The organism is Streptomyces niphimycinicus, from assembly GCF_018883605.1.
GTDB classification, from domain to species: domain Bacteria; phylum Actinomycetota; class Actinomycetes; order Streptomycetales; family Streptomycetaceae; genus Streptomyces; species Streptomyces niphimycinicus.
This window is the reverse complement of the sequence record NZ_JAHLEM010000040.1, coordinates 18,829-39,801: the sequence shown is the minus strand read 5'-3', so window position 1 is coordinate 39,801 and position 20,973 is coordinate 18,829. Positions and strand designations below refer to the sequence as shown.

At 70.3% G+C, this 20,973-nt stretch carries 19 protein-coding genes; 2 read left to right on the top strand and 17 right to left on the bottom strand.

The window, feature by feature from the left end; all coding sequences use genetic code 11:
• Window positions 1-5: 5 nt before the first annotated feature.
• Genes KN815_RS05210 through KN815_RS05175 form a run of 8 tightly spaced genes read right to left on the bottom strand, consistent with a single transcriptional unit; the run spans window position 6 to window position 9,219 of the window.
• Window positions 6-1,259: an MFS transporter gene (locus KN815_RS05210; RefSeq protein WP_216340550.1), complete on the bottom strand. Its 1,254-nt coding sequence runs from the start codon at window positions 1,257-1,259 to the stop codon at window positions 6-8.
• Window positions 1,256-1,747 carry a pyridoxamine 5'-phosphate oxidase family protein gene (locus tag KN815_RS05205; RefSeq protein ID WP_216340549.1) on the bottom strand — a complete coding sequence of 164 codons (492 nt, stop codon included), beginning with the start codon at window positions 1,745-1,747 and terminating at the stop codon, window positions 1,256-1,258. Before KN815_RS05205 ends, KN815_RS05210 begins: the two co-directional genes overlap by 4 nt.
• Entirely contained in the window at window positions 1,744-2,952 is a 1,209-nt protein-coding gene (locus KN815_RS05200; protein ID WP_216340548.1) for an aminotransferase-like domain-containing protein, read from the bottom strand. Before KN815_RS05200 ends, KN815_RS05205 begins: the two co-directional genes overlap by 4 nt.
• Complete coding sequence (locus tag KN815_RS05195) at window positions 2,949-4,706, bottom strand: non-ribosomal peptide synthetase (RefSeq protein ID WP_216340547.1); 1,758 nt, start codon at window positions 4,704-4,706, stop codon at window positions 2,949-2,951. Before KN815_RS05195 ends, KN815_RS05200 begins: the two co-directional genes overlap by 4 nt.
• Entirely contained in the window at window positions 4,690-6,084 is a 1,395-nt protein-coding gene (locus tag KN815_RS05190; protein WP_216340546.1) for a condensation domain-containing protein, read from the bottom strand. Before KN815_RS05190 ends, KN815_RS05195 begins: the two co-directional genes overlap by 17 nt.
• On the bottom strand, window positions 6,081-7,145 hold the full coding sequence (locus KN815_RS05185) for an LLM class flavin-dependent oxidoreductase (RefSeq protein WP_216340545.1): 1,065 nt from the start codon (window positions 7,143-7,145) through the stop codon (window positions 6,081-6,083). The genes KN815_RS05190 and KN815_RS05185 overlap by 4 nt, the downstream gene beginning before the upstream one ends.
• 4 nt (window positions 7,146-7,149) lie before the next feature.
• The gene (locus KN815_RS05180) at window positions 7,150-7,863 is read right to left on the bottom strand and encodes a class II aldolase/adducin family protein (protein ID WP_216340544.1); all 714 of its coding nucleotides are present in this window, start codon (window positions 7,861-7,863) and stop codon (window positions 7,150-7,152) included.
• A 9-nt stretch (window positions 7,864-7,872) separates the two neighbouring features.
• Window positions 7,873-9,219 carry an SUMF1/EgtB/PvdO family nonheme iron enzyme gene (locus tag KN815_RS05175; protein WP_216340543.1) on the bottom strand — a complete coding sequence of 449 codons (1,347 nt, stop codon included), beginning with the start codon at window positions 9,217-9,219 and terminating at the stop codon, window positions 7,873-7,875.
• Between the two features lie 703 nt (window positions 9,220-9,922).
• Here KN815_RS05175 and KN815_RS05170 point away from each other — a divergent pair.
• Window positions 9,923-11,020 carry a LacI family DNA-binding transcriptional regulator gene (locus tag KN815_RS05170; RefSeq protein WP_216340542.1) on the top strand — a complete coding sequence of 366 codons (1,098 nt, stop codon included), beginning with the start codon at window positions 9,923-9,925 and terminating at the stop codon, window positions 11,018-11,020.
• Here KN815_RS05170 and KN815_RS05165 read toward each other — a convergent pair.
• The 7 genes from KN815_RS05165 to KN815_RS05135 all read right to left on the bottom strand — a co-directional run bounded on the left by KN815_RS05165 (window position 11,014) and on the right by KN815_RS05135 (window position 18,141).
• Window positions 11,014-11,952: a carbohydrate ABC transporter permease gene (locus KN815_RS05165; protein ID WP_216340541.1), complete on the bottom strand. Its 939-nt coding sequence runs from the start codon at window positions 11,950-11,952 to the stop codon at window positions 11,014-11,016. The genes KN815_RS05170 and KN815_RS05165 overlap by 7 nt on opposite strands.
• A 7-nt stretch (window positions 11,953-11,959) precedes the next feature.
• Complete coding sequence (locus tag KN815_RS05160; RefSeq protein ID WP_216340540.1) at window positions 11,960-12,910, bottom strand: carbohydrate ABC transporter permease; 951 nt, start codon at window positions 12,908-12,910, stop codon at window positions 11,960-11,962.
• Between the two features lie 31 nt (window positions 12,911-12,941).
• Window positions 12,942-14,249 (bottom strand): extracellular solute-binding protein, encoded by a 1,308-nt coding sequence (locus KN815_RS05155; protein WP_216340539.1) that lies wholly within the window; start codon window positions 14,247-14,249, stop codon window positions 12,942-12,944.
• On the bottom strand, window positions 14,246-16,141 hold the full coding sequence (locus KN815_RS05150; RefSeq protein ID WP_216340538.1) for a glycoside hydrolase family 2 protein: 1,896 nt from the start codon (window positions 16,139-16,141) through the stop codon (window positions 14,246-14,248). The genes KN815_RS05155 and KN815_RS05150 overlap by 4 nt, the downstream gene beginning before the upstream one ends.
• Window positions 16,142-16,263: 122 nt before the next feature.
• On the bottom strand, window positions 16,264-16,497 hold the full coding sequence (locus KN815_RS05145) for a hypothetical protein (RefSeq protein WP_043236480.1): 234 nt from the start codon (window positions 16,495-16,497) through the stop codon (window positions 16,264-16,266).
• 85 nt (window positions 16,498-16,582) lie between these two features.
• On the bottom strand, window positions 16,583-16,912 hold the full coding sequence (locus KN815_RS05140; protein ID WP_216340537.1) for a DUF1349 domain-containing protein: 330 nt from the start codon (window positions 16,910-16,912) through the stop codon (window positions 16,583-16,585).
• Between the two features lie 38 nt (window positions 16,913-16,950).
• Window positions 16,951-18,141, bottom strand: coding sequence for an ROK family transcriptional regulator (locus KN815_RS05135; RefSeq protein WP_216340536.1), 1,191 nt, complete (start codon window positions 18,139-18,141; stop codon window positions 16,951-16,953).
• Window positions 18,142-18,468: 327 nt separating this feature from the next.
• Here KN815_RS05135 and KN815_RS05130 point away from each other — a divergent pair, with 327 nt between their 5' ends.
• On the top strand, window positions 18,469-19,236 hold the full coding sequence (locus KN815_RS05130) for an NPP1 family protein (protein WP_216340535.1): 768 nt from the start codon (window positions 18,469-18,471) through the stop codon (window positions 19,234-19,236).
• A 70-nt stretch (window positions 19,237-19,306) separates the two neighbouring features.
• Here the strand turns inward: KN815_RS05130 and KN815_RS05125 are convergent, their stop codons facing one another.
• A complete protein-coding gene (locus tag KN815_RS05125; protein ID WP_216340534.1) occupies window positions 19,307-19,777 on the bottom strand; it encodes a hypothetical protein in 471 nt (156 codons plus the stop codon).
• A gap of 46 nt (window positions 19,778-19,823) precedes the next feature.
• Window positions 19,824-20,876 (bottom strand): alpha/beta fold hydrolase, encoded by a 1,053-nt coding sequence (locus tag KN815_RS05120; RefSeq protein WP_216340533.1) that lies wholly within the window; start codon window positions 20,874-20,876, stop codon window positions 19,824-19,826.
• Window positions 20,877-20,973 lie beyond the last annotated feature (97 nt).

Below are 20,973 nucleotides of genomic sequence, written 5' to 3'. Positions count from 1 at the left end.
TAAGGCTATGCGACTCGGCGCGGGCCCAGCAGGCCCTTGGCGGCGAACGGAACGAGAACGAGAGTGCATGCCGCGGAGAGCAGCAGTCCGCCGCGCGCACCGAGCGCGCTCACCAGCGGGCCGCTGAGCGGCAGGCCGATCGGGGCCGCCAGCGTCGAGCCGGTGGTCCAGAGCGTGATCACCGGCTGCTGCTCATGAGGCGGGAGCTCCGACTGCACAAAGGTGTAGGCGATGGGGGTGAACGGGGCGTAGATGAGTCCGCCCAGGGCGAAGGCGCACATCGCGACCGGCCCGGAGGGGGCCAGGGCGAGAAGCACCACCGAACCGCCCCACAGCGCGATGACCGCCACCAGGACGGCCTGCTGGTGCAGTTTCCGCAGGAAACCGGTGAGCGCCCCGCCGAGCAGCGCCCCGGCGCCGAAGGCGGTCCAGATGATGCCCAGGGTGTTTCCGTCGCCGTGGAGATCTCCGTTGACCAGCACGGGAAGCGCCACTTCCACCGGCATATAGGACAGATTGAAGAAGAAGACCACGAAGAACAGCCGGGCGGCCACGGGACGCAGCCGCAGGATCCGCCACCCGGACTCCGCCGACCGCTCCGCCCGGGGCGCTCTCGGCTGTGGTGGCACGACGAGCGCGACGGCCGCGAACAGCAGGAGGAAGCTGAGCGCTTCGAGGAGGACGGCCACGTCCGCTCCGAACGCTACCGTGACCGCGCCGCCGACCGCGGGCCCCACGACGTAGAGCGCCAGGCTGTTCGCGAAGCCCAGCAGTCCGTTGACGGTGAAGAGCTCGCCCTTCCCGGCCATACCGGTGGCGACGAGGCGCCGGCTGCTGGACGCCGTCTGATGCAGCACGGACCCCAGGAGCAGTGCCACCACCAGGAATCCGATGCCGATCCGGTCGGCCATGGCGGCGAGGCCCACCACCGTGAAGAGGACGGTGCGCAGCGCGCTGTCGGTGATGACCACGGCCCGGGTGGGCAGCCGCAGCCGTCCCAGGCCGATGCTGAGGGCGAGCACGGTCGACAGCACATACGGTGCGGTCATCACCAGGCCGACCGCCACGGGGGCGGAGAGCTGCCCGTGGTGGCGTAGGGCCAGCAGCGGCAGGGCGATCAGCAGGATGCCATCGCCCACGCTGGAGATCACATAACCGGCGAGCAGTACGGCCAGCCGCGGATTCCCCGTCAGCACCTGGCGGTAGGACCGGTGGCCGGCGGCCCCGCCCGCCGTCTCGTCCGTGGTGTCCGTGCTCATGGGCAGTCCGTTCGCGCTTCGCCGGGCGGGCGGAAGGACAGGTCCGCGATCCACAGGGTGTCGGGCACCAGCAGGGCCCAGCGGGTGCCCCGGGCGGACGGGTCGCCGCGCAGGCTGAACCGGGCGTCCCACAGCTCCTCCCGCTCGCCCAGGTACCGGGTGAGCTTGCGGCGGCCCCGGTCCGTGTCGAAGTCCACCACCCGGCCGCGGCCGCGGGCGATGACCTGGTGAACGGTGCCGGTCGCCAGGTCGCATGAGTCCACCACGAGTTCGAAGACCGGGTCGCGGGCCAGTCGCTCCGCCAGCCGGGCCCAGGGGCCCGTGAGCACCCAGAAGGCGTGGTCCTCCCACAGGAACCACACGGGCCGCACCCGTGGGCCCTCGGTGGCCAGCCGGGCCACCAGGGGCCGGGCCAGGAACGCGGCCACGTCGAACGGGGCCTTGTCGAGACCGGGGAAGGTTCCGTCGTCGTCCCTGGTGAGCTTCATGAGCGGGGTTCCTCGCGCAGGGTCCGCCACGCCCGTTCCAGCCGGGCGACGCCTTCGACGATGTCCTCGGCGCGGGTGCAGGAGAAGGACAGCCGGAGGGTGGACGGGTCGGGTTCGGTCGCGTAGAAATCGGTCCCCGGTACGAAGGAGACGCCTTCCTCGACCGCGGCGGCCAGCAGTTCGGTGGCGTCGGCGCCCCCGGGCAGCCTCGCCCAGACGAAGAAGCCACCGTGCGGCACCGCGAACTCCAAAGCCCCCTCGAAGGAGCCGGCCAAGGCGCTCACCAGTGCGTCGCGGCGCTTGCGATAGAGATGACGGGAGCGCTCCAGCCGGGTGGCCAGAAAGCCGGGCTCCTGGACGAGCTCATGCACCACCTGCTGCATCAGAAGCGAATTGCCCAGGTCGGCCGCCTGTTTGAACTTCATCAGCACATCGGTGAGAAACGGTGGGACGACCAGATGGCCCAGGCGCGCGGCGGGGAAGAGCACCTTGGAGAAGGTACCCATCCGTACGGCGGAGGCCGCGGCGGCAGGCCGGGGCGCGACGGTGTCGTAGCCGAGATCCCGGTAGGGGTCGTCCTCGACGAGGACGCAGCCGTACCGCTGGGCGAGGGCGGCCAGCCGGCGCCGGTGCGCGGTGTCCAGGGTGGCGCCCGTCGGATTGGCGAAGGTGGGGACCACATAGATGATTTTGGCCCGTTCCTCCACCGACAGTGCCGCTTCGAGCCGGTCGAGACCCTCGTCCGACCCCAGGGGAATGTCCACCACCCGGGCCTGGAAGAGACGGAAGACCTGGAGCGCTCCCACATAGCTGGGCCGGTCCACGAAGACCACGTCCCCGGGATCGAGCAGCGCCTTGCACAGCAGATCGAGGCCCTGTTGTGAGCCATGGGTGAGAAGCACCTGCCCGGCGTCGACCGGACGGCCGAGCCCGGCGGACTCCCGGGCCGCGATCCACGACCGGAGCTCGGGCAGCCCGCTCGCGTCGCCGTACCGCAGCGGCAGACCGCCCTGGCTCAGCAGGCGGGTGGTGACGTCGGCGAACTCCTGGTGGCAGTAGGTCTCCGGGGCCGGGCTGCCGGCCGCCAGCGCGATCACATCGTGGCCGTCGGTCAGCCGGAGCACGGCGCCGACGGCGGAGTCCGCGAGCTGGTCCGTACGGCTCGCCAGAGCCGGAAGCCTGCTGGGTGCGTCCGTGAAGGTCACCGGGGCTCCTCCCCGCCGTCGCTCGCGGCCGTACAGATCCGGCGCGGGGTCCGCTGACGGAAGATGAGGGTGTAGGGGACGTCGATGCCGTGCCGTTCCAGGAGGGACTGCCGCACCCGGGCGACGCCCATGGAGTCCCCGCCCAAGCCGAAGAAGTCGTCGTGGGCGCCGATGTCCGCGCGGCCGAGGACTTCCCGGAAGACGTCGATGACCCGCTGCTCCCTCTCGTCCCGCGCCGCGGCCCGACGACCGCGGAACACGATGTCCGCCGTGGGTTCCGGGAGCCGGCCGCGGTCCACCTTCCCGCTGGACAGCAGCGGCAGGGAGGGGAGGCGCACCAGGACGCCGGGCACCATCTGAGGGGGCAGCCGCCGGGCGACCGCGTCGATCACCTCATCGGGGGCCGGCCGGTCGTCGTCCGTGACCAGATACCCCACCAGCCGTGGCCGCTCGCCGTCGTGGACCCGGATCGAGGCCGCGGCCCCGGTGACCCCGGGCGCGGCGAGCAGCGCGGCCTCGACGGCCGCGAGGTCGACGCGGACACCGCCGACCTTCGGGTCGTCGTTCAGCCGGCGGACGAATTCCACCCGCCCCCGCTCATCGACGCGCACCAGATCACCGGTGCGGTACAGCCGCCGTCCGCCGCCGTGGAACGGATCGGGTACGAAGCGCCGTGCGGTCTGTTCCGGGTCGCCGAGGTAGCCGCGGGCCAGTCCGACACCGCCGATGAACAGCTCCCCGACCTCCCCGTCGGGCACCGGGGCCAGTGCGTCGTCGAGCACATGGACCCGGGTACCGCGGATCGGACGGCCCACGGAGGGGAGACGTCCGGTGGAACCCTGGGAGGGGCCGAGCCGGGCCGCCAGGCGGACGCTGGACGCCTCGGTGACACCGTAGGAGTTGACGACCTCGAAGGGCAGCCCGCGGGGCCAGACCCGTAACTGCTCACCGCCGGTCACCAGCAGGCGCAGCGGGCAGCCGGCCGGCCAGGGGACGCCGAAGAGCCGTTCCGCGAGCCCGGTCACCACGATGCTCCAGGTCACCCCCTGGTCCAGCAGCCAGTCACGGAGCGCCTCCGGCTCGCGGAGGTGGCCTTCGCCGGAGACGGCGATGGCGGCGCCCGCGGTCAGCGGAGTCCACAACTCCCATCGTGAGATGGCGAATCCGGGGGAGGCCAGCCAGCCGCTGCGGTCCTCTGGGCGGATCGAGAAGGCGTCATGGGACCACCGCGCCTCGTTCACGATGCCCGCGTGGGTGAGGGCCACCGCCTTGGGACTGCCGGTCGAGCCCGAGGTGAAGTAGACGCAGGCGACGGCACCGTCCTCGCCCTCCGGAGCCGGGGGCAGACCGGCGAGTGGCCGGTCCACGGGGGGATCCGCGACCTCGCTGATGGTCGGTCCCGGGCCCACGGTCAGCCGCACCCCGGCGATCCGCAGCATCTCCGCGATCCGGGCCGGGGGCAGATCGGTCGCCAGTGGCACATAGACGCCACCGGCCTTCCACACGGCGAGCGCGGCGATCACATGCTCGGCGGAGCGTGGCGCGCCGACCCCGATGGTCATGTCGCGGACCGCGCCCCGCGCCAGCAGGGCCTGGGCCAAGTCCGCCGCGCGCCGGTCGAGTTGGCGGAAGCTGAGGACGGTGTCGCCCTCGATCAGCGCCGGGCGGTCCGGCCACCGTAGTGCGGCGTCGCGCACCAGGTCGTGGGTGCGGGCCGGTCGGCCGGGTCCGGGCGGGTCAGCGGCCGCTGTCATGCCACACCTCCCCGATCCGCGTCCCGGGATCCTTGAGCATGCGTTCCAGGTTCTGGCAGTGGCGGTCGACATAGCGCTGTGCGCTGCTCGGGGTGAAGACCGCGCGGTTGTACGTCAGCTCGCCCTCCAGGCCGGTCGGGCCTGCGTAGAGGGTGGGCACCACGTTCTGGCCGTAGACATGCGCGTACCGATCGGCGTCCAGCTCGATGGGATAGCAGGTCTCCCTGGCGAACTCGAAGGAACTCACCTCGGCGTCGCCGATGCGCTCCGGCGGGCCGAGGTCGGCGTTGAGGACGCTGCCGCGCACCCACACGTGGTACAGCGCCCTCGCCGGCCAGGGCCGTCTGGCCGTGAAGTCCGGGTCGATCGCGTCGGCGATGCGCGGATACGGCAACTGGTTGTCGTAGGCGTCGAGCGCGGTGTCCCTGACGTGTTCCAGAAGCTCGCCGAAGGTGTGCTCGGGGCGCACCTCGATCGGCAGCAGCACCAGATCGGCGAAGTGCCCGACCGTATGCGGATCCGGTTTGAGCTCCAGACGGGTCAGCGTGGATCCGACCACGACGCGCCGCGCCCCGCAGAGGTCCGCGAGGGCGGCCACATAGGCCGCGACATGGATCAGATAAGGAGTGACGCCCGCCCGGCCGCGGAGCCCGGCGAGGGCCTGCGGATCGGCCTCGGCCCGGAACGGCGTCGTCTCCCGCAGAAAGACCGGCGGTGGGGCCGCGGGGTAGTCGGTGCGGACGTCGAGCGGGGCGGGCGGGGGGCTGAGCACCCGGCGCCAGTGCTCCAGACGCCGGTCGGCGTCCGCGGACGGCCGGGCGGCCCGCCGCACGAAGTCGCGGTACTGCTCCTGCCGCGCCGGAGGGGCGATCCCCTCGTACGCCTCGGCCAGGTGCCGGACGACCAACTGCACCGAGGGGGCGTCCAGCACCAGATGGGCGGCGGACAGGACCAGCACATGCTCGGTCGGGGAGCGGCGCACCAGCGTCGCCCGCCACAGCGGGCCCCGGACATAGTCGAAGAGGCGGTGCTCCTCGGTGCCGGCCACCAGCTCGCAGTAGGTGTCCTGATCCTCCGGTGGCATGCCGGAGAGATCCACCAGGGCGAGGAGGGGCGGGTGCGAGTCCTCCGCGTCCCGGACGTGGGTGCGGGGTGCGGTGCCCAGGTCGCTGAGGCAGGTGCGCAGGGCCTCGTGCCTTCGGTGGACATCGGCCAGCGCCCGTTCGAGCCGCCCGGTGTCCAGGGGGCCGCGCAGCGTGACCGCCAGACAGACATTGGTCCGGGTCAGCGCCGCGTCGTCCGGGTTCATGAAGCGCATGCTCTCCCAGATCCACTCCTGCTGCGGACTGAGCGGAACCGGCTCGCCGGACGCGGTCATACGCCCTCCATGAGCTCGGGCAGCACGCGCTCCCCGAGCAGCCGCACCGCCCGCATGGCCTCGGTGTGCGAGACGGACCCGAACCGCAACTGAAGGCTCAGTTCGGCACCGGGGTAGAGCTTGCCGATGCGGCGGAGGGTGGCGGCGGTCTCGGCCACCCCGCCCACGATGATGTTGTCGGCGGCCATCAGACCGGCCACCGTGGTCGTGCGGGCCGCCTGTTCCATGCGCTCATAGCCCTGGTACTGGTCCGAGGTGATGCCACGCCAACTCCCGTAAGCCTCAAGCTGTTTGGCCCGATACGCGGTGTAGTGCTCCTCGGCTCGCGCCACCGCCTCGCCCTGGCTCTCCGCCACATAGCAGTGGTAGCTGACATGCAGCCGGAAGTCGGGGGAGTGGCCGTGCTCGATCCGGGTGGCGCGGTACAGATCGAGAAGCCCGGTGAGCTTCTCATGGCTCGCCACCACCGGGATGATCATGAGGTGGTACCCCTTGGACGCGGCCCAGGTGAAGGTCTCCGGAGAGGTGGTGGCGGCGATGAACACCGGTGGCCGGGGCCGCTGTGCGGGGCGGGGCAGCATCGCGGGGAGTGGGCCGAAGCGGTGGAAGCGGCCCTCCCAGCGGAAGCCCTCGTCCGTCCACAGCCGCTCGACGGCCTCGACGTTCTCCTCCAGCAGCGCCCGGCTGTCGGCCATGTCCACCCCGAACGCCTCGAACTCCGAGGGCAGGAACGCCCGGCCGAACCCGGCGTCGAGGCGGCCGTGGGAGAGGTTGTCGAGGACCGACAGTGAGGCGGCCAGCTTGATGGGGTGGGTGAACGCGGGGGTGACCGCCCCGGTCACCAGCCGTACGCGGGTGGTCCGCCGGGCGATGGCCGACAGCAGTGCCACCGGGTCCGGGCTGTATCCGCCCCACTCGTGGAAGTGGTGCTCGACCAGCTTCACATGGCTGAAGGAGAGCCGGTCGGCCAGCTCGCTGAGCTCGATGATCTCGTCGTAGAACCGCTCGGCCGGCATCTCGCCGGGGCCCACGGTGGGCAGGAAGTTGAGCCCGACCTTCATGGTGTCACTTCCCGCGCCGGCAGGTCGTCTCGTACAGATTCCGGTACTGCCGGTCGGCGAATTCGAGCTTGGCCAGCGCGCGTCCGGTCTCCAGGGCCGTCTCGTGCGGGATCAGCCGCGGTGTGCCCACGGCCTCGGCCATGAGCTGGGACGCGGCGGCCCGTTCCATCACGATGAACAGCCAGATCGCCTCGCCCAGGGAGCGGCCCCCGGCCAGGAAGCCATGATTCTGCATGATCACGGCAGTGCCGTCGCCCATGGCCTCGATGACCTCCTTGCCCTCCTGGCGCGCGTTGACCAGACCGGTGAACCGGTCGTACAGGCCGTGCCGCCGGTAGAGGACGCAGGCGTCCTGAGTGATCGGATCGAGCAGTCGGCCCAGGGACGACCAGGTCTTGCCGTACATCGAATGGGTATGGGCGAAGGCCACCAGGTCCGGCCGGTTGCGATGCAGTTCACCATGGAGCGGGTCCACCGAGGGATTCAGCTCGCCCGACCCCTCCAGGACGGTGCCCCGCGCCCCGACGAGGAGCAGATCGTCGACCCTCACATGGTGGAAGTCCAGACCGAAGGGATTGACCCAGTAGGCATCCGGGTCCTCCGGGTCGCGCACGCTCACATGGCCCGCGATGCCCTCGCTGTAGCCCAGCTCCGCGAGCAGATGGATCCCCTCCACCAGAGACTGCCGCAGCACATCGCGCTCGCCTCGGTCCGGCATGGTGCAACCTCACTTTCCAGAAGCGTCGTATACGCAGCGAAAGCCGACCTCGTTGTGCCGGTCGGTGAGCAGGTCCTTGCCTCGGTAGAAGGTCGACAGGCAGACCGGAGGCGAGGTCCACGTCCCACCGCGCAGCACATGGAAAGCCTCGGGACGGTTCATGAATTCCTGGCCCGAACGCCCCTTGAAGAAGGGAGCCATATCGGCCCGGGTGAAGAAATTGGTGCGGGTGAGCTCCCAGACGTTCCCCGCCATGTTGAGGACGCCGTAGGGGCTCGCGCCGGCCGGATGGGAGTCGGCCGCCGCCACCGGGCGCTCGGGCCAGGAGACGGTGGTGGTGACGAGCAGCTCCTCCAGTTCCGCGAGGTTCCGGATGTCATCGCGGCCGTATGCCGTGAAGACGCTTTGTGCCTTGTCATTGCTCCATTCGTCGCCCCATGGGTAGATCCGGCCGTCGGTTCCGCGGGCGGCCTTCTCCCATTCGTTCTCCGAGGGCAGTCTGCCTCCGGCCCAGCGGGCGAACGCGTAGGCGTCGTACCAGTCGACCCCGACCACCGGGAAGTCCGGCCCGTTGAACCGGGGATCGTGCCAGTGCGCCGGGGTGTAGTCCTTGCCGTCGGGCTCATCGGGGTGGGCGAACTCCCTGGAGCCGCCCACCGCGTCGAGGAATTCCGCGTACCGGGCGTTGGTCACCGTGGTCCGGTCGATGTAATACGCGGGAAGTTCCTCGGCGCGCAGCGGATTGTCGGTGTTGTCCATCTGGAAGGGGCCGATGCCGTTCACCCGGGCCCCGGCGATGAAGGGCCCGGCCGGAATGAGTACGGCATCGCGCAGGTCCGGTTCGCGTCTGGCGGAGTCCACCGTGGCCCGCAGCCGGGCGAAGTGGCGGTCCTCCAGCTCGCGCAGCTCGTCCGGATCGGTGGAGTCGAAGAAGTCGAGGAGGGCGCGCTTGGTGAAGGCGGCTCCGCAGCCCACGGGTTTGCGGGCGTAGGCGGGCTTGGTGAAGTTGCTGGGCCAGCCGGAGATGCGGATCATATGGGCCACCGCCTCCGGCACCCGGTGCTCTCCGGCGACCTTGATGGCGGTGAAGGCCACCCAGTCGACGTCGTCGTGGATCGCCTCGGTGATCGCTGTCCGTGCCTCGGGCGCGTCGACGAACCGGGCGCCGAGGGTCTCCACGGCGAGGCGTCTGACGTTCCAGTCCCGGTGCCCGACCGCCCATTCGGCCAGTTCCTTCGGCGAGAGGTCGCCGTCGGCGGCATCGGTCAGCGCCTTTTCTATCCGCTGGATCCGATCACGATACTCCTGGCCTTGAAGGGAGTTTATCGATTCCTCGTTCAAGAGTCCGTGCAGCATTGTCCCACCCACCCTCGTACACACTGCCCCGACGGGGTGCCGGGCGAATACGGAGATCCGCCCGGCACCCCTTACCTATCGGTCGCGACGATTACCACTTCGTCGCGGCCTCACCCGCCTCGCGGGAAGCCAGGAAGTCCTCGGCTGTCATCCTCAGTCACCTCCATTCGCTCGCCGGTCGGAGTTTTCCAAGCCACGCGCACAGCGTGGCCACTCATGGGCGCCCGAGGGCGCGATGACGAGAAGGTCTCCCGTTTCAGAGATTCCTGAGAGATGCGTACCGGCCGTGATCGCACCGGGCCGGGATCTTGCACTGACGGGCGCTGTGGGTCAGCAGCGCACCATGCTCATCTGCATCTTCGAAAGAGTCCGAGGGGATCGCACCCCCAGGAAATCAGTGGCACTACACTTCCTCCGTTGCGTGACGTCCAGCATCCGCTCGGGGAGTCGCATGTACACCTCACGGCACTATAGGCATCCGTCACCTCCGTCACAACGGATGTGAGCCCAAAAGATTTTCGGCTTTATGTAATCTTGGTGTTCGAGCTGAATTGAGTATTCCATTCCGGTTGTGTTTCGATCTTCGCGTCACCCGTCTCCCGGGGGGGCACCCGTCTCCGGAGGGGCGGCCGTCGCCCGAGGGGACGGGGTCCGGGTGGTGCCCGCGATGCGGCCCGCCACCGTCACGCTCTAGGATCGGTCGGTGACCGCCGTGAAACAGCAGACCACCAGGGATCAAGCGGCACCGGGGCGGAAACGCTCGGACGGTGCCGGCCGGAGCGCCACCGTCAAGGACGTGGCGACGCTCGCCGGGGTCTCCCCGAAGACCGTGTCGAATGTGATCAACGGCTTTGTGCATGTGTCCCCGGCGACCCGGGAGCGGGTCCAGCGGGCCATCCGGGAGCTCGGCTACCGGCCCAACCGGGTGGCCCGCAACCTCCGCCGCGGCAGCACCGGCATGATCGGGCTGGTCCTGCCCGAACTGGACGTCCCGTACTTCGCCGAGCTGGGACGCCACTTCCTCACCACGGCCGAGGAGCACGGCCGCACCCTGCTGATCGAGCAGACCCTCGGTGACCGCGAGCGGGAGGCGGCGGTGATCCACGGGCTGGGCGACCAGGTGGTGGACGGCATGGTGGTGAGCCCGCTCGCGCTGCACGGCAGCGCGCTCGCGAACCATCTCGGCACCGTGCCGCTCGTGCTCATCGGCGAGCGCCCCAGCGGCGGCCTCGCCGACCATGTGGTGATCGACAACGTCGCCGCCGCGCAGCAGGCGGTGAGCCATCTGGCGGCCGGCGGGCGCCGCCGGATCGCCGCCATCGGGGTGCAGCCCGAGCCGTACATCGGCACACCGCTGCTGCGCAGGACCGGCTACCGCCAGGCGCTGGAGGAGGCCGGGCTGCCGCTGGACCCCCGGCTGGAGCGGGAGACCCCCCGCTACCACCTGGCCGAGGGCGCCCGGGCGATGGCGGCGCTGCTCGACCGGGCCGAACCGCCGGACGCGGTGTTCTGCTTCAACGACGCGCTGGCCCTCGGCGCCCTGCGCACCCTGTACGAGCGCGGGCTACGGGTGCCGGACGACATGGCCGTGATGGGCTTCGACGACATCGAGGCCGCGCGGTACAGCACCCCGAGCCTGAGCAGCGTGGCACCGGACAAGACCGCCATCGCCCGGCACGCCATCGATCTGCTGCTGGAGCGGATCGAGGCACCGGACCGCCCGCCCCAGGAGGTCGTCGTCGGACATACCCTTCACGTCCGCGAGTCCACCGAGGGCGGTGTCGCCCGGATCGCTCACTGACCTCCCAGACCCGTGGTGGCCACCGACCTCACGATCTGACGCTGGAACAGCATGAAGACGATCAGCAGCGGGATGGAGCCGAGGATGGAGGCGGCCGACTCCTGGGCGTTGCGCAGCCCGGTGGAGTCCTTCACCGTCGACAGCCCCACCGGCAGCGTCATGAGCTGCGGATCGCTTGTGCTGATGAACGGCCAGAGGAAGTTGTTCCAGGTGTTGATGAAGACGAATATCCCCACGGCCGCCAGGATCGGCCGGGACAGCGGCAGCACCACACTCCAGAACACCCGGAAGCTGCCCGCCCCATCGATCCGGGCCGCCTCCTCCAGCTCACGCGGAATGCCGTCGAAGAACTTCTTCAGGATGAACACCATCGCGGGCGCCACCACTTGCGGCAGGATCACCGCCGCATAGGTGTCGACGAGGTTCATCGCGAGCATCTGCCGGAAGAGCGGCACGATCAGGATCTGCGGCGGCACCATGATCGAGGCGATGGTGACGGCGAAGAACACGCGGCGGCCGCGGAAGAGCGTACGCGAGAAGGCGTACGCCGCCATCGCCGAGATGGTCACGGTGATCGCCGTGACGCATACGGCGATCACGACGCTGTTCACCGCCCATACCGGGAGATTGCCCTGCCCGAGGATGGTCCGGTAGGCGTCGAGGGTGAAGCCCGCCTTGGGGATCCAGCCGGCGCCCGACGCGCTCGCGTCGACCTCCGTCTTGAACGAGGTGTCCACGCCCCAGCCGAACGGCACCAGCCAGATCACCGTCATCAGCGCCAGCGCCAGCAGTGTCAGCACACGGGGGAGGGGACCCGTTCCGAGCGTGGGGTGCCAGGCATGGCCGCCGTAGCGACGCCGCCGCACCACCTCCCGGGGCATGGTCGAGCGGGGCTTTCCGGGGGTACGGGGGGAGAGTGTCTCGGTGGACATGGCGCGATCAGTCCTCCCTGCGCGAGAAGATCTTGAGCTGGGCGAGCGAGAGGATGATGATGATCCCGAAGAACACGTACGACACCGCCGAGGCATAGCCGAGCCGGTAGTTGGTGAAGCCGGTGTCGTAGATGTACTCCAGGATCGGCCGGGTGGCCCCGTTCGGGCCGCCCTTGGTCAGCAGATAGATCTGGTCGAACACCTTCAGCGACGCCATCACCTGCAACACCGCGATCAGTGCCGTGGTCCGGCGCAACTGGGGCAGGGTGACCGACCACAGCCGCCGCCACGCACCGGCGCCGTCGAGCGCCGCCGCCTCGTAGAGGTGGTCGGGGATCGCCTGCAACGCGGCCAGGTAGAGCAGGAAGTTGAAGCCCACCGTCCACCACAGGGTCACCAGCCCGATGGACCACATCGCGTACTTCTCGTCCGTCAGCCAGGCGATCCCGTCCATCCCGAACGTCTGGAGCACGCTGTTGAGCATCCCCCGGTCCGGCTGGAACAGCATGCTCCAGATCTGGTAGACCACCGCCACCGGCAGCAGATGCGAGGCGAAGAAGGCCAGCCGCCACAGCCACTGACCCGGCATCCCCGTGTACACCAGCAGGGCCATCACCAGGGCGACGATCACGAGCGGGACGGTGGTCAGGACGGTGAACCAGACCGTGTTGCCGAGGGTCTGCCACACCTGGCTGTCGCCGAACGCCTCGGTGTAGTTGTCCAGGCCGACGAAGACGCCGTCACCGTGTCCGGTCAGGCTGGCGTCGGTGAAGCTCATCCACAGGCCGATGCCGATCGGCACCAGGAGGAAGAGCGTGAAGAACACCAGGAAGGGGGTGGCGAAGAGCCACCCGGCGCCGCCCGGGGACCGTCGCCGGTCCATGGCGGCGGACCATCGGGACCCGGCGCGCCGGGATCCGGCCGCGGCCCGCCGAGCGGGTGTGGAGAGGGAAGCCATCACATCGCTCCTTTCTGCGATTCGGTCGCGATCAGGCCGGATTCGGCTGGGCCATCAGGGTGTTGATCTGGGAGACCATCGTGCGCACCGCACTCGCCGGGGACGACGAGCCGCCGAGCGCGGGATCGAGCGCCTGGCACATCCGCGTCTGGAAGTCCGAGCCGGAGCCCGCGAACCACACCGGCGGGTCGAGCACGAGCTGCTTCGCGGCGCCCGCGTACTCCGACTGCGGACGCAACTTGGCGTAGCCCGCGGACGAGACGGCCGGTGTGTACGCGGGAATGTGCCCCGCCGACGCCCACGTCAGCCCGGATTTGACCAGCTCGGCCACGAATTGGTGGGTGCGCCGCCGGTGCTCCGGATCCGGGTTGTCCTGGTGCGGCAGCACCAGCGCATGGCTGTCGGACGCCCCGGCCGGACGGTCGTAGAAGGTGGGGATGGGGGCGCCGCCGAGCCGGTCCCCCAGTGCCGTCTTGTAGGTGGCCATGTCCCACTCGCCCGAGAAGATCATCGGTGAGCGGCCGTTGGCGAACGCGGCGATCGCCGTCTGGACGTCCATGGTGCGGCTGTCGCGTGCCAGATCGGTCATGAAGCGCACCACCTCGACCGCGGTGTCCTCGTCGATCTCGGCCCGCTCGCCCGTGAGGTCGAAGGTGGCGCCGGTCTGGCTGAACAGCGTCCAGAACATCCGCCAGCCCATCGCCGCGTCGTTCGCATGGCCGAAGACCGGACCGAGCTTGCGGGTGTCCTTGCGGAGCTTGTCCATCAGCTCCATGGTGTGCTTCGGTGATTCGAAGGGCACGAGTTGCCCGTCGCCCGTGAGCAGACCCGCCTTGTCCATGACGTCCCGGTCGAAGAAGACGACGAAGGGATGGGTGTCCAGCGGAATGGCGTACGGGGTGCCCTCGTACAGACTCCGCTTGACCAGCGTCTTGTTGAGGTCGTCCTGCTTCAGGCCGAACTCCGCCAGCAGATCCGTGTCCCAGGGGTCGAGCAGACCGCCGGGGGCGTAGCCCGCCAGCCGGGTCAGATGCATGATCGCCACATCCGGCGAGCGGCCGCCGGCCGAGGCCATCGCCAGCTTGGTGTAGTACGGCGGGCCCCAGTCCAGCACCGTCGTCCTGACCTTGAGATCCGGGACGCGCCTCTCCACGTTCCGGGTCATCGTCTTCATCAGTTCGCCGTCGGGGCCGGTGAACAGGGTCCAGTACTGGATCTCGTCGGCGCTCGCCACGCTCCCGGCGATCGATCCGCAGCCGCTGAGCGCGGACGCCGATACGGCGGCGCCCGCCCCGTACACCGCGCCTCTCAGCAGCCCACGCCGTGACAGACCGCTCATCGCCCCTCCTCACCGGCCGGGCGCTCGAAGGCGGCGGGGCGCTGCTGGGCCGCGCGCACCCGCGCCACATCGAGCTTGCTGCTCCGGTCGAAGCGGTAGACGCCGTTCTGCTCCTGGAAGACATCGGTGAGCTGGGTGTAGCAGTAGCCGAACATCAGCGGATCGTCGAGCAGCACCGCGGTCAGCCCCGCGAAGCGCGTGTGGAACTCCTCCTCGGTCCGCGGCCGCTCGCCGTAGCCCCAGGAGACCTCGCGGTCGTCACCGGCCGCGGCCTCCGCCTCCTCCGGATTCCACCAGATGCCGCCGAACTCGCTACAGAAGTAGGGCTGGCCGCGGTACGGCAGCGACCACACCGCGTCGGTGTCCCGCTTGCCGGGGTTTCCCCGGTTGTCGGGGTTGAGGAACGGCTCGTCCTTGTCCAGCCCCGCCATCTGGCGGCGGAACGCCTCCGGGTCCTGTTCATAGCTGTGCGAGTCGTATACGTCGGTCTCGGCCACGCGGTGGGAGTAGCCGGAGGCGTCCAGGACCGGTCGGGAGGTGTCGGCGGCCTTCGTGGCCAGGAACATGCCCCGGGTCACATCGTCCAGGACGCTCTGCCGGTCGTGGAGCTCCTGGTGCGTCTCGTTCAGCGGGCACCAGCCCACGATGGACGGATGGGAGTAGTCCCGCTCCACGGCCTCCAGCCACTGCGCGACGAATCCGGCGGTGGGCTGCTGGTTGTCCCGGGTGGTGCGCCCGGTGCCGGCTCCCCAGTCGCCGAACTCGCCCCAGACGAGATAGCCGAGCCGGTCCGCGTGGTGCAGGAACCGCTCCTCGAACACCTTCTGGTGCAGCCGCGCCCCGTTGAACCCCGCGGCCAGCGACAGCTCGATGTCCCGGACGAGCGCGGCGTCGTCGGGCGCGGTCATCAGCCCGTCGGGATACCAGCCCTGGTCCAGGACGAGCCGCTGGAAGACGGGGCGGCCGTTGAGCAGCAGCCGCTTGCCGTCGATGGCCACCGACCGCAGCCCGGCGGTGCACTCGGCGCGGTCCACCGCCTCGCCGTCGGCGTCCAGCAGCTCGATCCGCACCCGGTACAGATGGGGGTCCTCCGGAGACCATGGCCGGTGCCGGTCCTCCGGCAGCACGAGCACCATACGGGGTGCCATATCGAGGTCGGCGCGCACCGTCGCCTCGGCCACCGTCTCGCCGTCCGCGTCGCTCACCCGGGCGGTGAGCCGGTGGCCGGGGCGGTTGGTGCTGAGCGGGAGTTCGAGGTGGAAGGCCCCGGAGGCGAGGTCGGGGGTGATCCGGGGCCTGCGCAGATGGACCTCGGACACCGGCTCCATCCAGACCGTCTGCCAGATACCGGTGGTGCGGGTGTAGTGGCAGTCGCTGTTGGCGTACTCGGTGGCCTGCTTGCCGCGCGCCTGAGGGCCGTGCCGGGCGTCCCGGGCCCGAACCACGATCACCACCTCGGTCCCTTCACCGGCCGGGTCCGCCACCTCGCCGAGGTCGGCGGTGAAGGAGGTGAAGCCACCGCTGTGCCGGGCCACTTCGCGGCCGTCGGCCCAGACGGTGGCGTCGTGGTCGACGGCTCCGAAGTGCAGCAGCACCCGTCGGCCGGCCCAGTCCGCCGGGATCCGGACCGTGCGCCGGTACCAGACCGCGGGGTGGAAGTCGGTGTCACCGATCCCCGACAGCTCGGACTCGGGGCAGAACGGGACCAGGATCCGCCCGTCCAGCTCCTGGTGCACCAGGCCGCGTTCGAGTCCACTGTCACCGGGGTCGAACGCGAACTGCCAGGTGCCGTTGAGATTGAGCCACTTCTCGCGGACGAAGCCGGGACGGGGATATTCGGGTCGCGGAACGGCGTTCGACACGTCGGGCGAAGGGATGTCGGTGTGAGCCATGGGGTCTCCGGGGCGGGGCGGGGAATCGGCCGGTCAGGGGTATGCCATCACCCGTTTACATCGTTGTAAAGATCCCGCGCACCATCTTTTGCCGCGACCTGGGCGACCGCCGGTGGGCCTGGCTAGATCTCGCCCTTCTTCACCTTGTACAGCTCGATGTCAGTGTTGGCGAAAAGGTGCACATAGCCGCAATTCCAGCAGATCAACCCGGTGGCCGATTCATTGGCCCAGCCGAACTTGAACAGCTCCATACCGGTGCTGTTGAGCTTCACCTCGCGGTCCCGGAAAAGGTCGCCCTTGCAGAACACACATGTGATCCACACGTCCCCGATCGCCGCACGTACAGGCTTGGCCACGCTCGCTCACCTTCCCCGGCCGCCGAAGCGGCCCCCGTCACGCATCAACAAAGTGATCAGCATAGGACGGGGCTCGCCCGGAAGGTCAGCGGCGGTAGGTGTGCACGTAGTCGAAACGCGCGAGGGCGCCCGCGGTGTTCTGCGCGACCAGCCCGATCCTGAGCCTGCTCGACGTCGGCAGGGTCCAGACGCCGGTGTGGACCCAGTGCGCACCGTCCGTGCTGGTGGCGGCGCTCACCTCGGTCTCGTCCCGCGCGGTGTCGGCGTGGTACGACAGCCGCATCCACAGCGTGTCCGCGGGCGGGTCGCCGAACATCGGCCCGTAGGCCACCGGGGTCGGCGGTGTGGTGGTGGGGCGCTCGCCCTCCTTCGCGAACTCCGTGACGTGCGTGGCCTTCCCGTCGGTGTGGCTCACGGGTCCTCCTCTTCAGCCCGGGCCCGGGGCGGGCCGGATCAGCCCGGACGGGCCGGGTAATGGCTGAGCAGGGGGGATTCATGCAGGACAAGGGCGATGGCGCCCAGCGCGCCACCGGCCTCGCCGAGCGTCGCCGGCCTCAGGTCCACATGGTCCCGTGAGATCGGCATGATGTGTGCGCGCAGCGCCCGTTCGACCGGCTCGAAGAGTGGTGTGCCGGCCGCGGCCAGTTCGCCACCGAGCACGATGACCCCGGGGCCGACCGCGTTGCACACCGCCGCCAGTACGGTGCCGATATGGACGGCGGCCGCCTCCAGCGTGCGCAGCGCCACCGGATCGCCGGCCTCCAGCGCCCCGAGGAGCGCGGCCAGGCCGTCCGCGTGTCCGCCCGCACGGCGGTAGGCGGCGAGCACGGCGCCCACCGAGGCCACCGTCTCCAGGCAGCCGGTGGCGCCGCACGAACATCGCCCGTCGCCCGACTCGACCGCGATATGGCCGAACTCGCCGGACAGCCCGTACGCCCCCCGGTGCAGGGAGCCGCTCACCACCAGCCCGCCGCCCACACCGTGCGACAGCCGCAGATACAGCACGTCCTGACCGCCCGCCGCCGCGCCCCAGGTGGCCTCGGCGAGCGCGGCGAGCCGGGTGTTGTTGTCCACCAGCACCGGGGCCTCGAAACGCTTGCGCAGCAGGGCGGGCAGCTCGTCGGAGGGGCGGGGTTCCGGCGGCCCGGAGTCGGGATCTGCGACCGGGCCGACCACACCCACCCCGATGGCGTTCAGCGCGCTCAGCCGCAGGGCGCCGTCGGCGAGTGTGCCGACCAGCCGCTCGGCCAGGGTGATCCGCTCCTCCCAGGGCAGTCTCGGGTCATGCGGTTCACTGGCCGAGCCGATCACCTCGTGTGCGACGTTCACCGCGGAGACATGCACCGCCCGGCGGGCGAAGTCGAGACCGATGGCCTGGCCCGCGCTGGGGTTGAGCGTCAGCGCCTCCACCGGCCGTCCCCGGCGGCGCGGGGCCGTTTCCGGCGCCGTGGCGACCACGGCGCCGCTCTCGATCAGCTCGGTGACGATATCGCTGAGGGTGGTCCGGGAGAGCCCGCTGTGCTGTCCCAGTTCGGCCCGGCTGAGCGGGCCGTGTTTGCGCAACAGCTCCAGTACCAAGTCTTCGTGGCCCCGCCGCAGCCGGGCCAGCGGGCCGTCCTGATGGGGGTGCATGCCGAACAGCATGGGCACCCCACGCTATTTCGTCAACATCCCGGAATAAAAGAAGGCTCAGGTGTCGCGGACGGTACGGAAGCCGGGGTCGCCGGGGGAGCCGTCGGGTGTGTGGCGGCGCGGACGGCCACGCGGCAGCGGTTTCACCGGAACCCGTCCGCGGGCCCGCCACCGCCGCCCCCTCCTGGGCGCCACCCCACTTCACCTGCTATAGCTGTTGGCTGACTCTTCATCACGGCGACATCTCCCGCCGCCGCTCAAGGAATGCGATCATGCTGACCTGAGCATGCCAACCACCCCCCCTCGTGGTGCCACACCGCGGTCGTTCAGGAGGACGCAGTGAAGAAGAGTTCGCGGATCCGTAGGGGATCCGCCATCCTCGGCAGCGCCATCGCGCTCGTCGTGGCCTTTCCGGGCAGTGCGCTCGCGGACCCGCCCACGGCGCTGCCCGCCAACGCGGACGGCACGGAGCAGACGTTCCAGCCCGCGTTCGACTACGACACCGACGGCTGCTACCCCACCCCCGCCATCGGGCCCGACGGGACGATCGCGGGCGGGCTCAACCCGAGCGGCGCCCTCAACGGCCAGTGCCGCGACTCCTGGGACCTCGACAACACCAACGGATACTCCCGCTCCAAGTGCAACAACGGCTGGTGCGCGATCATCTACGGCCTGTACTTCGAGAAGGACCAGGCCGTGGCCGGGAGCGGGCTCGGCGGACACCGCCACGACTGGGAGCATGTCGTGGTGTGGGTGCAGGACAACGAGGCCAAGTACGTCGCCACCTCGGCCCACGGCAACTTCAACATCTACAACCGGGACCAGATCCGCTGGGACGGGACCCATCCCAAGGTCGTGTACCACAAGGACGGCGTGAGCACCCACTGCTTCCGCCCGGCCAACTCCAACGACGAGCCGCCGGAGAACCACCACCAGACCTGGCAGTACCCCGCGCTGGTCGGCTGGAACGGCTACCCCGCAGGGCTGCGCGACAAGCTGAGCCAGGCCGACTTCGGCAGCGCCACCCTGGGCCTCAAGGACAGCACCCTCGCCTCGCACCTCGCGAAGGCCAAGCCGTCCGAGATCCCCTTCGACCCCAACGCGTGAGCGGTACCGCCCCGGGAGGCGACGTGGCATCACCGCCCGCGCCTCCCGGGCCGGTTCGGTCCGGGCCGGGTCAGCGCCGGGAAGGCCCGGCCGGCGGCGGCTCGACCTCGAGGTAACGGTGGCGGCGCGGCCCCCGGTACTCCAGCGCCTCCCAGCCCAGCCGCCGCAGCACGGCCGCGCAGTTGCGCAGCGCGTCCTCCGCCGCGTACCCGGCACCACTTCTCGGCGGCCCCAGCCACTCGACCCGCACCACCCCGGTCCGCTCCGCCGCGCCGAGGCAGTATCCGGTCGCCGTGCGGCGGCCGTCCGCGCCGGTGGCCGACGGCGGAACACCGGCGGCCTCCAGGGCCAGGGCCACGGCCCGCACCGGCTGCCGCCGCTCCCACTCGGCGGGCACACCCTCGGGGTCGGCGGCGTCGGCGTTCATCAGCCGGCGGATCTCCAGCAGCCCCTCGAACGCGGTTTGTACCGCGGCCCGGCGGCCCCGGTCCTCTCCCTCGGGGACCCCCGCGGAACCGGTGGCCACCTCGAACTCCGCCATCCCCTGCCCCCTTCGGACGTGGCGGCCGGTGGCCCGGCGGCGGTGTTCAGCGCCGTCGCAGACCGTCGGCCTCGACCACGGCATCGGCGAAGGCTTCGGGAGCCTCCTGGGGCACATTGTGGCCGATGTCCTTCAGCGTCCGGTGGGCGTACGGACCCGAGAACTTGTCCCGGTAGGAGGCACCGCCCCCGGCGGGGGTGAAGGGATCGCGCCCGCCGTCCAGCGTGACGGTGGGGACGCCGATGACGGGACCCTTGGCGAGACGCCGCTCCAAACCGTCGTACCGGGGATCACCCGCCGCGAGCCCCAGCCGCCAGCGATAGTTGTGGATCACGATGCGGACATAGTCCGGATTCCGGAAGGCGGCGGCGGTGCGCGCGAAGGTGGCGTCGTCGAAGTGCCATGTCGGCGAGTTGAACCGCCAGACGAGCCGCGCCAGTTCACGCCGGTATTCCGGATTCTCCAGCCCCAGCACACCCCGCTGCGTGGCGAAGTAGTACTGATACCACCAGGCCCATTCGACCTTCGGCGGCTGCGGCTGCTTGTTCTTCTCCCGGTTGGTGATCAGATAGCCGCTCACCGAGACCAGGGCCTTGCAGCGCTTCGGCCACAGCGCCGCGACGATGTCGGCCGTCCGCGAGCCCCAGTCGTATCCGGCGAGGATCGCCCGCTCGATCCCGAGGGCGTCCATCAGGGCGAGGAGATCGAGGGCGAACACCGACTGCTGGCCGTCGCGGAACGTCCGGGGTGACCGGAAGCGTGTAGTCCCATAGCCGCGCAGATACGGGACCACCACCCGATAGCCCTCGGCGGCCAGCAAGGGCGCCACCTCGACATAGCTGTGGATGTCATAGGGCCAGCCGTGCAGCAGGACGACCGCGGGGCCATGGGCCGGACCGGCCTCGGCGTAGCCGACGCTCAGCTCCCCGGCCTTGATCTGCCGCAGGGCGGCAAAGGACGTATGCGGCCGCGCGGACGGCGTCCGCCGCTCCTCCGGAACGTCCCCGGCGGCCTTGGCCGAGCCGGTGGCGCGGACGGCGAACGGCGCCCCGACCGCACTCGCGCCCACGATCTTCCCGAAGCTGCGCCTGTCGAACATCCGCACCCTCCACCAGTGCGACCGCTCCCGGGCCCTGGCATCCACCATGGCGCACGGGTGCGACCCTCGCACGCCGTGCGTCACCCGCCGGACAGGT